Here is a 14,197-nt window from a genome sequence, read left to right as displayed (position 1 = left end):
AGATTAGCCTGTACAAGATTCGCCCATGCAAAATTCGCCCGTTGAAGATTCGCCCGTTGAAGATTCGCCCGTTGAAGATTTGCCCGTTCAAGATTTGCTTCTTCAAGATATGCCGCTTCAAGATTCGCCCCTTCAAGATTCGCCTTATAAAAGTCTTTGTAAACTAAAACACAACCTTCTAAATCCAAAAAACTTAGGAAATTCAAGCAAAACACATCAGCAAAAGTAGTGATTCTTTGCCCTTGCAAGCGGGAGATCCAGATACCGAAAGCTTCAGGACTATGCCATTGAATCTTTGAAACTGTCTCTGTCACTCTAGCGCAAGCATTTAAGACAGCTAACAACGCTTCTTCTGCATTTCGCGCTTGTCTATTTTCTTCTTGAAAATCAGGTCTGGGAGTCAAGCGTTCCATCGGCATTCCATGACGCAACATAAAACTAATCAGATGGCATAATGTCTGCTGCCAATTGCCAATATCCAATGCATTCTGTAAACGCATTTCATCCGCAACAAACTTAAAAAGGTATTCATCCATCGGGGATGCACCGCAGAGAATTGCCCACCTTTTTAAAGCCTCGCGCTCATCCCATCCTTCATCTGGATCTTCCTGGCGATCCTTCAGCTTTTTATGAATGAGTCTAACTTCTCGCACGATGCGTTTTGCTGTCAAATATTCACCAAAACTTTTGTGAGTAAATTCAAAAGTTTTTTCCTGTTCCTTAACTCCACTCTCACGAAAATAAAAGGCAGTCAAAAGACGAGTTACGCCTAATTTTGCACTTTCCTGAAACTTGTCTAAAAGACTCTTTAAACTACTGTGTTCACAATGGGACTCAATCTCTCTGACTGTTGTTGTTCGTCCATCCCCATGCCAGGAAGCTAAAGCAATTTCTTCAAGGATGCGAACAAAGTCTTTTTCCTCAATTCCCCGAATAGCCGGATGTTGATAACCAGCCCAACCGCGCTGATAAACTGCTGTGAGCAAATTTGCATAAATTGCATTCAGGTTGCCGTCTGTAGGAAATTTCTTTTGCTGGTCAAAACTCAATGCTACCAAGTAATTCAGCAAGGGTTGGGCAGTAATTTCTGTCAGGTTATCTTGGTTTAACTCTTCTGGTAAGCAATCATAAGTCCGTCCGCTAGCATTGCCGTATTTCTGCCACCAAATCTGACGTTGATCTTGCTGCAACAAGTTTTGATCATCAATGTAATTTTCCCTCTCATCTTCAGTCACGAAATATGGCAAGATATGCAAGATTTGCTGTGGTTGGCGAAAATCGCTACTATTTGCTTGCACTACCAATTCTCGACCGCCGATTAATACTTGTAAGCAAGTTTCACGCCCATTAAACCGCTCTACTTTTCTTTGGACTTCACGCACAAATTGTTGAGCAGTCTCAGTGGCAATTTTGCCCTGCATGGCAAGCTCATCTAAACCATCGAAGATAATGAGTAAGCGTGAATCAGCCTTATCTTTATCTAGCGGATTATGTCTGAGAAAGCCATCGTCTCGGACAAACTTACCAACTGCATCAACTAAGTCATCTGAGGGTTCAAAATGGTGCAAAGGTATAAATAAAACCGGAACTTTACCTTTTTCTGCTTGGTTAGCTGCAAAGATTTTGGCAAAGGAAGATTTACCACTTCCTGGGCCACCACTAATTACTCTAATGGCATCATTACGATCGCTTTTGTCTAACCAAGCTTCTAGTTCAGTTTCTAAGTCAAGAACAATTCGCTGATATTTCTCATCTTCTCTTACCCGGCGTTCAAATTCTTCTTCTTTCTCACCCCCAACTTTCTGCTTATAGTAGGCGTGTAAAGGAACATAAACCTGTTTTAAACCAAAAGCTTCTAAAAGCATCGGTTCTTCAACCTGTTTTTGTAGCCAAGCTAAATAACGCTGCCATGACTGTTCCCGTTCATTGGCTTGAGTAAAGGGGGTATCGAGTTCTTCTTTTAAACAAGCATATTTTTCGGGATGTTTTGCCCACTCTTCATGTAGGGCATACACAAAATAGGTAGGAAGACGATGACTAATTGTTAGTGCCTGGGCTTGATTGACGCTAAAATATTTGAACCAGTCGGCAAAAGCAGTTTTAATCGCTTCCAGAATCGGCAAATCTTTGGGACGGCGAAAAAAATCTTGGTCAATACGCAATTCTATACTTTCTAGAGAATGGTTGAGGCGATCGCACAATTCCTCAAAATCACTCTCGTTTGGTTTTTCAAACAGTAACTCTTGATTTCCTTTTATCAAACTCACTATTGCTTCTACCAAAGAACGGTAAATTAGTAACCAAGCAACTTCCTCTGGTGCTGATCCTAAACCTAGTGCTGATGTAGCTTCTACAGCATCTTTGGCTACTTCTCCCCACTGGCCTAAAACCCCATTTATCACACCTTTTCCTAATGATTTGAATAGTTCTTTAAAGTCAGCGTTAATGGGTTTATTCCATAATGCAACAGGTTTGCTAACTGAAAATCCAGAGGTATTGCTCATAGCTGTTGTATGACGCTGGTAGATGTGCTGAGTTCGTATATTTCAATAAGGTTTTATCAGATTTTTCCTGAAAACCAGTAGTAAATTTAACAATTTATCTAGATATATTTCTAATTTCAGCCTCAAAGGCTCAACATTGAGGATAAAAGGCTTAATCCTCAGCCTCAAAGACTCTACGTTGAGGATAAAAGGCTCAACACTGAGGCTAAAAAGCTCAACTGTCAGTCTCAAAGGCTCAATGTTGAGGTTCAAAGGCTCCGCTTAATACTTGTATGTAATTAGATTGAGCGATGCCTGGGTTGGGCTACGCCTATGCTAAAGTCATTTTGGTTAGGAAAAAGCTGTAATTACAGAGAAAAATAATATTTTTTACACACAAAACTAATTTGCATTTCCGGCTTATTAGAGATAATTACCCTACTCAACCTTTATTTTATAGGTCATTTAGCACAGATGCTATAAGCGCATTGATGAAAATTTGGATGTAATATTTACTACTACTTAATAATAAAGTAGTGCGAATCACGCATGACCACTGAGGTTAAGATTTGCTAACGTAGTCTTAACATATTGAAAAATTTGCTGAGAAAGCTGAGAAAGTAGCAGCCGATACTAATTTTTAGTGTTAGTTGTTTCTCATCCAGAGATGTGGCATTTTGGTGTGTTAAAAAAATATGTTTTTCTTCAGAGGGGGTTATGGCTGTAAATTTGACCCGTACTACAACTTCGGCAGAACTTTTAAAGCAAGTATTCCGTAACATTGATGCACATAGTTGTCCAAAGTTATTCAACTTTCATATGCACACTGTCTACTCGGATGGTAGATTGCAGCCTAGTGCATTGATGGAGCAGGCGATCGCTATTGGGTTAAAAGGGTTAGCCATCACCGATCATCATGGTATTATCGGCTATCAAGCGGCCCTTGCTTGGTTAGAAGATTGGAAGTGGAATAATCCTCATGCAACCACTCCTCACCTGTGGAGTGGCGTGGAAATCAATGCCAACCTTTTGAATATAGAAGTTCACATTTTGGCTTACGCTTTTGCAACGGAACACCCTAGTATGAAACCCTATCTGCAAAGAAGGCCGACTACAGGGCAAGAATATCAGGCAAGTAACGTGATTGCCGCTATTCATGAAGCCGGGGGATTGGCAGTTCTGGCTCATCCAGCTCGTTACAAGCGATCGCTTTTTGACTTAATTCCAGCTGCGTCCGAAAAGGGCATTGATGGTGTGGAAACTTTCTACGCCTACAATAACCCTAATCCCTGGAAACCGAGCGTATTGGAATCAGAACAAATACAAAAGTTGGCTGATGAATACTTTCTTTTCAATACCTGTGGTACTGATAGTCACGGTTTGAGTCTGCTACAACGCTTGTAAAGATGAATCAATTTTTTTAAATCTCCTGGTTCAATCTGCCAGGAGGTTATCTTTTTTTATAGTCAATTTTTTTTAGAGTTAATTTCAAGAGATTGAGAGGCTATGATAATTGTCTCTTTGGCAGCTTTTTCCTTACGTTCACTGTAGCGGTCTGTGAGATAATCAACTTTGTCACGCAATAGCAAGGTAAATTTGTAAAGTTCTTCCATCACATCGACAACGCGATCGCGGTAGGGCGAATATTTCATAGTGCCGTCTTCGTTAAACTCCTCGTATGCTTTAGCGACTGACGATTGATTGGGGATTGTGAACATCCGCATCCAGCGTCCAAGAATTCTTAATGTGTTGACAGCGTTAAAAGACTGTGAACCACCACTTACTTGCATGACAGCTAAAGTTCTCCCTTGAGTCGGGCGAACGGCTCCAATACTAAGCGGAATCCAGTCAATTTGGTTTTTCATAATGCCAGAAATCTGACCGTGCAACTCTGGACTAGACCAAACCTGACCTTCTGACCACAAGCTTAATTGACGTAACTCCTGCACCTTCGGGTGGGTGTCAGGTACGCTGCCATAAATCGGCAGTTCGCGTGGATCGAAAAACTTTACCTCTGCGCCAAGTTCTTCAATGATGCGTGCGGCTTCCTCTGCCAAAAGGCGGCTATAGGAACGCTCACGCAGGGAGCCATACAAAAATAAAATTCTGGGGGGATGGTCAAATGTCGTCATGGTAATTGCTTAGGGATTTCCAAGAAGTAATACCAATTCTCTAAAATTCGCCAACAGATTCAAACCTGAAAACCTAGATACAATCTGAATTTTTCAATTACGAATTACGAATTACGAATTGGTAGAGGTTCTCTGAAATTGGTTGAATTGTTTCTTGCTCCATTGGTTCGAGCCTTAGTGTAATCCCAGTGCTACAAGTAATATTTATCGAACAGTTGTAAATTCTTGATTCACAGACTCAATCAATTGAGTCACCCGTTCTTTAATCTCATCGCGGACTCTCGGAAAAATTTCTGGTTGTTCTGCTGGATCGTCTAACTGCCAATCTTCAAATACTTCTCGCACAACCCACTCTGGCGGCAAATTCACCCCACAGCCACACAAAGAAATTACTACATCAAAGTCTTGCGCTTGAAAATCACTCAGGGGTTTGGAGTGTTGATCGGTAATGTCGATACCAATTTCTTTCATAGTTGTGATCGCCTCTGGTCTAACCTGGCTTGCTTCTAAACCAGAGCTAATCACTTCAATTTTTCCCTTACCAAGGGTTTTGGCAAAGCCTTCTGCCATTTGAGAACGCGCAGAATTCTTTTTGCAAACAAACATCACTCGTTTCATGGTTCGATTCCCCTAATAATGTCGTTAAATTTATAAGCTGCGAGATTCAGATGTTACGAAAAATTTGTAATTCGTGATCACATTTTTGCCGTACTGTGCTTAGAAGCAGTTCTATCAATGAAAATCAGGTATTACTTTGATTACACGATCTTTTAATCTAAAGATTGCGATCATTTTAAGACACCAAAACAGCGCGGATCTTGCAATGTAGCTTTTTCCGGTTCCCGTGGAAACCAAGCTGCTGTGCGCTTACAAAACTCAACCAGCATCAACATCACTGGCACTTCAATTAAAACCCCTACCACTGTAGCCAGTGCTGCACCTGAATTTAAGCCAAATAGCATCACAGCAGTGGCAATAGCAACTTCAAAATGATTGCTTGCTCCAATTAATGCTGCGGGTGCGGCATCTTCGTAGGATAAATTCATCTTCAATGCTGCTACATAACTAATCAAGAAAATGAAATTAGTTTGGATAAAAAGTGGTACGGCAATTAACAAGATATGCAAGGGATTTTTAACAATTAATTCACCCTTGAATGCAAATAGCAATACCAATGTTAGCAATAGAGCAGTAATTGAAACTGGAGTCAGATACTTTAAAAATCGTCTTTCAAACCACTCTGTACCTTTGTATTTAAAAATCCAGTAACGGCTGTACATTCCTGCCACTAAGGGAAAACCAACATAAATTACTACTGACAAAACAATAGTTTGCCAAGGCACGGTTAAATTATTCGCCGCTAATAACCATCTACCTAATGGTGCGTATAAGAATAGCATCGCCAGAGAATTTACTGCCACCATTATTAAGGTGTGTCCCTGGTTGCCATAGGAAAGATATCCCCACAACAGTACCATTGCTGTACAAGGAGCAATTCCTAGTAAGATGGTACCAGCAATATAAGAATTTGCCAGTGTTACTTCACTACCACCAATGAGCTCAGTTCCGGTAATCAAAGGACGAAATAACCATCCTAAGAAAAACTGAGCAAATATTACCATTGTGAATGGTTTAATCAACCAGTTCACTATCAAGGTGAGAACAACAGGTTTTGGGGCGCGGATAGCATTTGCTGCTTGTGTGAAGTCAATCTTCACCATGATTGGATACATCATGAAAAACAAACATACTGCGATGGGAATAGACACTTGATACACACTCATTGCATCAAGAGCTACCGCTATCCCTGGAAACAATCTACCTAGTGCAATTCCGACAAAGATACACAAAAATACCCAAACGGTGAGATATTTTTCAAAAAAACTTAGGTTGCTTCCTGCTTGTATCCGGGCTGTACTACCTTGTGAATTCTGACTCATTGAAATAAACCTAAAAATAAAAGAAATCGCTAAAACTTAGCTTCTTTTCGTAATAACTCACCAATTGTCAAGTTCATTTCTGCTTCTCCTTCAAATACTGTTCCCACTTTGTCTTGATACAAGTGAACGTAATTGAGGCGTTTGCTATCATCTGGTAAAGGTATATAACCCACAGTACTTGCTATTGTTGGGGCTTTATCTATGTAAAATTCGACAAATTTGTTTACTAATTTTTTGTTTTGGTTATCCCGAAAATTAACGTAGATAAACAAAGGTCGAGCAAGGGGCTGATACTGAACTTTCTCTACAGTTTGACGTGATGGCAGTACTGCACCTTTGCCGCTATCAATTGCCAGCGCTTTTAACTTATCTTGGTGTTTCTCGTAATAGGCATAGCCAAAGTAACCTAAAGCATTTGGATCTTTGCTGATGCCATCCACCAATACTTCATCATCTTCACTCGCTGTATAGTCATTGCGGCTGGCTCTAGTTTTACCTACAGCCGCTTCTGTAAAGTAGTCAAAAGTACCAGACTTTTTACCAGCACCATACAAATTCATTGGGCGATCTGGCCAAGATGCACGTACTTGGTTCCAACGAGTAATTTTCCCTTGAGCCTCCGGTTCCCAAATCTTTTTCAATTCTGCTACTGTGATGTCTTTTGCCCAATCGTTTTGCGGATTAACGGCGACCGTTAACGCATCAAAAGCAATAGGAAACTCCATATACGCCACACCATTTTTCTTACAAGCTTCCATCTCTGCCTCCAAAATCGGTCGGGAAGCGTTGCTAATATCTGTTTCTCCGGCACAGAATTTTTCAAATCCGCCAGTAGTACCAGAAATGTTAACTGCAACCTGCACTTGATTCTTTGGGTTAGCTTGATAGTCTTTAGCAATCGCCTGTGTAATGGGATAGACCGTGCTGGAACCATCAATTTTAATTGTTGCTGTTGCAGCCTTACCAGAATCTCTTACCTGAGTTACAGAAGGTGAATTCTGAGTTTGAGTAGAAGTGTTGGATGCTGCTGTACAACTGGTCGTCAAAGCCAACATTCCTAGTGCGAGAGCCAATTCCTTTGCTGCTGTGTTCATTGACCCCACCCCTGTGAGTTATATCAAGAGTATATCTCTATCATTTCAAAAAAAATTGATTTGTCAATCCGTATAGAACTATAAGTAAACAAAGCATTACAAAAAAAATTGATGGATTTTTAAGTCTCGCAGGGGGGACGAATAGGTAATATGGGGCTAAAGCGGCGGAATTCTGCTAAATACTGCTCTAAGACAGCAAACTGCGGTAGATTGAGGCTGTAATAAATCCAGCGCCCTTCTTGACGAGCGCGAACTAAACCCGCTTCTTTCAGAGTTTTGAGGTGAAAAGACAGTTTAGACTGAGTGGTTCCCAGATGGTCGCACAGGTCACATACGCATAGTTCTTGAGAGCGCAGAAGTTCTAATACTTTAATCCGTAGGGGGTCAGACAGGGCATGAAAGCCAGCAGCGATCGTATCAGGAGTGAAGGTGCTATTAGAAACCATCAACTTTTCTTGAAGTATTTCTTTATGGTAAAGTCTCAATCATCAGTTAAACAATACCTTAACTAAAAAGAAAAGGTCAGTCTATAGTCGATTCTTGGTGGGAATCACAATCATTGAGAAATAGGGTACTTCGGCTGGATCGACTTCATCTAGGGGGATGATGCGTTGCTGTGATGTTGATGCCCGCTCAATGTATCTTGCTCGTGACGCTAGCCCTAATTTATGCAGGATATCTCGTACTTTGGTAAAGTGACGACCTAGTTTCATAATTGCGGCTGCGTCGGTCATCAGCAGATGTGTAGTCAGTTCTTCTGCTGGCAATGGGGCGGGTAGGACGGTGAGGATATCAGTATAGTAGGTGAAAGGTACACCCAAGGCTACCGGACAAGCCATCAGCGAGGAAACTCCAGGGACAACTTCTGTTTCGTATTGGTCGCATAACCGCGTGAACAGGTACATGAAGGAACCATAGAAAAATGGATCGCCCTCGCATAGCACCACGACATCTCGACCGGCTGCTAAATGGTCGGCGATTGGTTGAATTTCGTTGTCATAAATAGACTTGGCCTTTTCTGGTTCCAAAGCGCGGGGGAGGTGAAATAGTACCTCGATTTGATTGCCAGGAAGATACTGCGCCACGATCGCTCTAGCGATACTTTCTTTATCTGTGGCTGATTGATAGGCTACCACAGGAGCCGCACGTAATAGCCGCAGCGCTTTCAGAGTCAATAGTTCTGGATCGCCTGGGCCGACACCAATTCCATAAAGACGACCTTTGGTTTGCATATTCATTCTTCCTCCGTTGCCAGGGCGTTAACTGCTGCTGCCGCGATCGCACTTCCACCGCGCCGACCGTGTAAGGTTAAAAATGGTACATTTCTGCTGTCTGCTGCCAGTGCGGCTTTTGATTCCGCTGCACCGACAAACCCCACTGGAAAGCCTAAGATAATCGCAGGTTTGTTAGCTCCTTCATCGAGTATTTCTAACAGCCGGAACAGGGCTGTGGGCGCATTACCAATTGCGATCACTGAGCCTTCCAGGTGCGATCGCCATAATTCTAGAGCTGCCGCCGACCTTGTAGTACCCATACGCTGGGCAAGTTCTGGCACTTCCGGCTCGTTGAGGGTACAGATAACTTGATTGTTTGCAGACAACCGCCGTCTGGTAACGCCATCGGCAACCATTCGGCAATCGCACAGAATTGGCGCTCCTGCTGCCAGTGCTGCTCTTGCGGATTGTACTGCTGTTGGTGAATATCCCAAGTCAGTGACAATATCCGTCATCCCACAGGCATGAATGAGACGTACAGTGACTTTTGCTACATCTGGTGGTAGCACATCTAGGTTCGCTTCTGACCGGATAATTGCAAAAGAATTACGGTAAATTTCGTTGGCATCTCGGATATAGTCGGACATTCAATTTTGGATTTTAGATTTTAAATTTTGGATTGATTTGTTAGTTAGTATAGATACTTCTTTTTTAATAGAAGAATACCTAATTTGATTAACCGCAGAGGCACAGAGAACGCAGAGTCAGAGAAAGGGAGGAATCAATTATCTGTATTTATCTGTGGTTCCATTTTCTAAGTGTTTATTAAATAACTGCTGTAATTGTGCTATTGGATATCCATTAGCAAATTCTCCAAAGGACTCATCAGAATTTAAGCGTTGAATTTTATATACATATAGCATCCGCTCTATTAATGCAGGTAGTTCGGCAAAAGTTACATATTGATATAGTTCGCGTCCGAATTTATAATTACTGTCACCAACATAAACGTGATAGCCTTCCACAGTTCTATTTTCAGCTTCAATGCTGACACCGAGGAGAGTAATATCACTTTTGCTGTGCTGGGCACAAGATTTTTCGCAGCCAGTGAAGTGGATATTAACTGGGTAATCGAGAGTAACGCGAGTTTCAAGATAATCTGCTAATGCCAATGCATGACTTTTAGTGTCAGTGGCAGAAACGACGCAACCTTTTTTTCCCGAACAGGCAACTAATCCACCCTTGATATTGGTTGCAGAGGAATCTAATCCTAATAAAGCAATTTCGCTTTGGACATCAGCAACCAATTGCTGAGGAATATCTGTAAGGAGGAAATTTTGCCAAGGGGTTAGCCTGAGAGTTCCACTACCGTATTTTGCTGCTAAATCTGCTAAACCGCGTATCTGTCTACTTTCCAATCGGCCAAGGGGCAAGACAACACCAATGTAAAATAAGCCTTGCTGACGTTGGGGATGGATGCCAATATGCTGATATTTCTCTCCCTTGCCTTTGACTACGGTGTACACACATCTTGGTAATGAAGCGCAAACCCTGGATTTACCTTCCTTAATCCCCCCTTGCAAAGGGGGGAAATATTCGGTTCCCGGTTCTCCCCCAAGGCATCGGGGAGTTAGAGGGGGTGAGAAAGACTTGTCTATGCACCGTAGCTTGTCTTGGTCGGGGAGTAGGTCTTTTCTGATTTCACTGCATAAAAGACGGAAAGATAAACGCTGCTCAACTTCTTGGAGATAATTTTCACAACCCAAAGTATTCAGTAACTCTCTCAAACGTAGCCGCCGCTTACTCGTAGTATGACTATAAGCTAGATAGACATCCGCCAAAGCTGCTAAGACGGGCAAACATTCCTCTGGTGATAACAAAATTCCCGTATCGCTGGGCGGTTGGCCCTTCTCGCCGACACTGAGATAGAGGCGAAAATAAATATTATCGTTAACTAAGACAGCTGCAAAGGCGATATCATTCAAGCGATCGCACACCTGAATTATCCCACCACCATCAAAGCAAACGCTAAATTTTGCCGACAGTCCCGAAAGCGCCGGATGTGCAGCAATATAATCATCCCAACTTTGGACAAAAGGGCGAGTATCGATTAATTCTTGGGGATCGATACCAGCAGTTGGACTGGTCATAATATTGCGGATTTGGTCTACAACAGTATTTTCAGAACCCAATCCCATATTTTGCAGGTACTTCAGAACCTCAGCATTTATCCCCGTGCGGATTTCACGAACTTGCAGGTTAGCCCGATTAGTTACATCTATATAACCGCCACCGTGCTGTTCTGCTATATCTGCGATCGCACGGCACTGCTGACTACTAATAATTCCACCTGGTATTCTAACGCGAGATAATATACCATCTGCGGCGGGAGTAGTATAAAACAAGCCAGGACAAGTGGCAAATCCAGAAACCAAACTTAGAACTCCTTCCCCGTGCAACGCAGGGAGTAGACGGTGAGTATGTCTTGAAAACATCCTGAGAGTTGGCATTCTGACTTGGGTCATCCCATCACAGCTGCGGCACAGTCCCGGAATTTCACCGGAGTTTCCCAACTCCCAGTAATTTAGATTTTGTTTAGGTTATAGATTTCAACCAGACATCATCCAGATAATTATCTTACATTACTATAGCCAGAAATTTTAACTGAGCTTATCCACTACCGTGTTACAGCAATTTTCGAGCAATTGGTAGTATCCCTGGAAGCAAGGGTGGAAACCAATACTTTTCGGATAAACCCAACAATCTCTTTTTTGGTCTGGGAGAAAGGTTAATTCAAACCCTTTCCCTTTCCCCCTTAACTGAAAAGTATTGGAGTGGAAATGTTTGTTTTATTGGTGCAGAGGCACGCAAAATAAGGGATTTCCAGTGAAAAAATATCCCATCCCTGCGGAACGTTCCGCGAACGTAGGGGCGCAAGGTCTTGCGCCCCTACTAGTTTTTTGAATTTTGAATTGCTTACACAGGCTGGGGTTTGAGTAAATCCGTTTTGGTAACAAATTCACTGAATGTACTTGCAACCTGCTGCGGTAATGCGATGCCTGGAGTTTGTAACGGCAACCTGGGAAACAGTAATTCCGCAACTCGATAAGCTTCTTCAAGATGAGGATAACCTGAGAAAACGAAGGTATCAATTCCTAAATCGGCATATTCCAGCATCCGCGCTGCAACTGTGTCTGGATCTCCAACTAAGGCAGTCCCAGCACCTCCACGCACTAAGCCAACACCTGCCCATAAGTTGGGGCTAATTTCTAGGTTTTTGCGATTACCATTATGCAGTTGAGCCATACGGCGTTGTCCTTCTGATTCCGATTGAGCAAACTGCTGATGTGCAGTTGCTATGGTTTCATCATCGACATACTGAATCAGTTCATTGGCCGCATCCCAAGCTTTTTGCGTAGTTTCGCGGACTATGACGTGCATCCGAATCCCAAAGCGGACTGTTCTACCTTGTTCTGCTGCTAATCGACGTACCTTTGCAATCTTTTGGGCAACTCGATCTGGTGGTTCACCCCAAGTTAAATACACATCAATGTGTTTGGCAGCAATTTGGAGCGCAGCATCTGAAGAACCGCCAAAATATAAGGTGGGATAAGGCTTTTGTACGGGAGGAAATTGGAGTTTTGCCTCTTGAACTTTCAAATGGCGACCACTATAGGTTACTTCTTCACCTTGCATGAGCGATCGCCAAATTGTCAAAAACTCATCTGTAAGTTCATAACGCTGATCGTGATCTAAGAAAATCCCATCTTTAGCAAGTTCTTTTGTATCGCCACCAGTGACAACATTCAGAATAATTCGACCATTAGAAATCTGGTCAAAAGTTGCAGCCATCCTAACAGCTAAAGAAGGCGACATAATTGCCGGACGAAAGGCTACAAGAAATCGCAAGCGTTCTGTAACTGAAATTAATGAAGTAGCTACAATCCAAGTATCTTGTTTTTGTCCAGTACCAATCAACATCCCGCCATAGCCCAATTTATCAACAGCTTGGGCGATTTGCTGCATATAGGGATAAGTGGCTGGTCGCCTGCCGATTGTAGTACCTAAATAACGCTCATCTCCCTGTGTCGGCAAATACCAAAAAACTTCCATTTTCTTATTTCCTGATGCTATTTCTGGCTAATGGTTTCCGGTGTTATCGCTGCATATTGTTCGCTATTCAGCATCGCTTCCTTAACATTGATGGGTTTAGGAATCACTTTTTCTTTAGCAAACAAATCTGCAATCTTCTGTTGTTTTTCCATGATTTCGGGTGTAATTGGTCTTAACCCGTAAGTTCGCCTTCCAACCATTGTTGTTAAAATATCTTCATCAATTTTGAGGTGAGGAATAGTCAGTTTTACAACTTCTGCTCGGTTTTTCTCACTCCATTGACCTGTGTTATCTATCTCCTCAAGAACTAATCGTACTAATTTCGGATTTTCTGTGGCAAATTTCCGCGCAGCCATGTAATATCCGCCCTGAGTAGAAATGCCACTAGCATCTCGCAAAACACGAGCATTGGCCTTTTTTTGGGTCACGGCTAAATAAGGATCCCAAGTTACCCAGGCATCTATTTTGCCTTGAATAAAAGCATCACGAGCTTCTGAAGGAGGGAGACTAATAGCTTGAATATCACTATATTTTAAACCAGCCTCTTCTAAAGCTTTTATTAATAAGTAATGGGAAGCAGAACCCTTTTGAAAAACTACTTTTTTCCCTTTAAGATCGGCTAAAGTCTGAATCGGTGAATTATTTTGGACGATAATTGCGCTTCCTTTACCAGTACTGGGTTTATTACTAGCAACATAAACTAAAGATGTACCAGCCGCTTGGGCAAATATCGGGGGAGTCTCGCCTACAGAGCCAATATCAACCCTGCCCACATTCATCGCTTCCATCAGTTGTGGCCCGGCGGCAAATTGCGCCCATTCCACAGAAATACCTAAAGGCTTGAGACGTTTTTCGATCAATCCTTTAAGTCTGAAAATATCCCCATAACTTTGATATCCCATTCGGACAACTTTGGTTTTCAAATCACTGGTTTGATTTTCTGAATTTGGGGTTTGGACTGAGCAACTGATTAAGGTTGTTGAGATTGTTAATAATCCAGGTAAAAGGAATAGTGAAAAACGTTGGAAAATCTTAACTCGTAGTTGTTTTAAGGCAGGAATCATGGACGTGATACTTTGTTTTTTTTATTTGCTTTTGGACTTATTTGGCTAATATTTGCCTATCTTCAGTCGTAAAGGCGCACAGATTATTGGTGTCAACTTAACGTCAAAGCCAGCCTAGAAAAAGCTTTTAGATATTGTCTCGTTCCCAGTCTCAGAC

Annotated in this window: 12 protein-coding genes and 1 riboswitch; of the genes, 1 reads left to right on the top strand and 11 read right to left on the bottom strand. The window is 42.1% G+C overall.

Features of this window, described 5'->3' with window-relative positions; genetic code table 11:
* Positions 1–2,504, bottom strand: a 2,504-nt coding sequence (locus tag IQ229_RS00545) for an NACHT domain-containing protein (protein WP_194040338.1), incomplete at its 3' end; no start/stop codon positions are given.
* Positions 2,505–3,200: 696 nt separating this feature from the next.
* Between IQ229_RS00545 and IQ229_RS00540 the strand changes: the two genes are divergently transcribed.
* The gene (locus IQ229_RS00540) at positions 3,201–3,887 is read left to right on the top strand and encodes a PHP domain-containing protein (RefSeq protein WP_194040336.1); all 687 of its coding nucleotides are present in this window, start codon (positions 3,201–3,203) and stop codon (positions 3,885–3,887) included.
* 62 nt (positions 3,888–3,949) lie between these two features.
* Here IQ229_RS00540 and arsH read toward each other — a convergent pair whose 3' ends face one another.
* From arsH to IQ229_RS00490, 10 genes are all read right to left on the bottom strand, one after another.
* Positions 3,950–4,615 (bottom strand): arsenical resistance protein ArsH, encoded by a 666-nt coding sequence (gene arsH, locus IQ229_RS00535; RefSeq protein WP_194040334.1) that lies wholly within the window; start codon positions 4,613–4,615, stop codon positions 3,950–3,952.
* Positions 4,616–4,819: 204 nt separating this feature from the next.
* Positions 4,820–5,233: an arsenate reductase, glutathione/glutaredoxin type gene (arsC, locus tag IQ229_RS00530; RefSeq protein WP_194040332.1), complete on the bottom strand. Its 414-nt coding sequence runs from the start codon at positions 5,231–5,233 to the stop codon at positions 4,820–4,822.
* A 170-nt stretch (positions 5,234–5,403) separates the two neighbouring features.
* Positions 5,404–6,555 carry an ACR3 family arsenite efflux transporter gene (arsB, locus tag IQ229_RS00525; protein WP_194040330.1) on the bottom strand — a complete coding sequence of 384 codons (1,152 nt, stop codon included), beginning with the start codon at positions 6,553–6,555 and terminating at the stop codon, positions 5,404–5,406.
* 29 nt (positions 6,556–6,584) lie between these two features.
* Complete coding sequence (locus tag IQ229_RS00520; RefSeq protein WP_194040328.1) at positions 6,585–7,649, bottom strand: PstS family phosphate ABC transporter substrate-binding protein; 1,065 nt, start codon at positions 7,647–7,649, stop codon at positions 6,585–6,587.
* 119 nt (positions 7,650–7,768) lie between these two features.
* Positions 7,769–8,095: an ArsR/SmtB family transcription factor gene (locus IQ229_RS00515; protein ID WP_194040326.1), complete on the bottom strand. Its 327-nt coding sequence runs from the start codon at positions 8,093–8,095 to the stop codon at positions 7,769–7,771.
* An 81-nt stretch (positions 8,096–8,176) separates the two neighbouring features.
* The gene (locus IQ229_RS00510; RefSeq protein WP_194040324.1) at positions 8,177–8,881 is read right to left on the bottom strand and encodes a precorrin-2 C(20)-methyltransferase; all 705 of its coding nucleotides are present in this window, start codon (positions 8,879–8,881) and stop codon (positions 8,177–8,179) included.
* A gap of 2 nt (positions 8,882–8,883) precedes the next feature.
* Positions 8,884–9,510 carry a precorrin-8X methylmutase gene (locus IQ229_RS00505; protein ID WP_194040322.1) on the bottom strand — a complete coding sequence of 209 codons (627 nt, stop codon included), beginning with the start codon at positions 9,508–9,510 and terminating at the stop codon, positions 8,884–8,886.
* Positions 9,511–9,648: 138 nt separating this feature from the next.
* Positions 9,649–11,358 (bottom strand): precorrin-3B synthase, encoded by a 1,710-nt coding sequence (cobG, locus tag IQ229_RS00500; RefSeq protein WP_409339880.1) that lies wholly within the window; start codon positions 11,356–11,358, stop codon positions 9,649–9,651.
* Position 11,359: 1 nt separating this feature from the next.
* Positions 11,360–11,443, bottom strand: a riboswitch (adenosylcobalamin-variant (AdoCbl-variant) riboswitch).
* Between the two features lie 396 nt (positions 11,444–11,839).
* Positions 11,840–12,976: an FMNH2-dependent alkanesulfonate monooxygenase gene (gene ssuD, locus IQ229_RS00495; protein WP_194040320.1), complete on the bottom strand. Its 1,137-nt coding sequence runs from the start codon at positions 12,974–12,976 to the stop codon at positions 11,840–11,842.
* Positions 12,977–12,993: 17 nt separating this feature from the next.
* Positions 12,994–14,040 (bottom strand): sulfonate ABC transporter substrate-binding protein, encoded by a 1,047-nt coding sequence (locus tag IQ229_RS00490; protein WP_194040318.1) that lies wholly within the window; start codon positions 14,038–14,040, stop codon positions 12,994–12,996.
* Positions 14,041–14,197 lie beyond the last annotated feature (157 nt).

It is taken from the genome of Nostoc cf. edaphicum LEGE 07299 (assembly GCF_015207245.1).
In the GTDB taxonomy this organism is placed as follows: Bacteria; Cyanobacteriota; Cyanobacteriia; order Cyanobacteriales; family Nostocaceae; genus Nostoc; species Nostoc edaphicum_B.
This window is presented reverse-complemented; position numbering and strand designations above follow the sequence as displayed.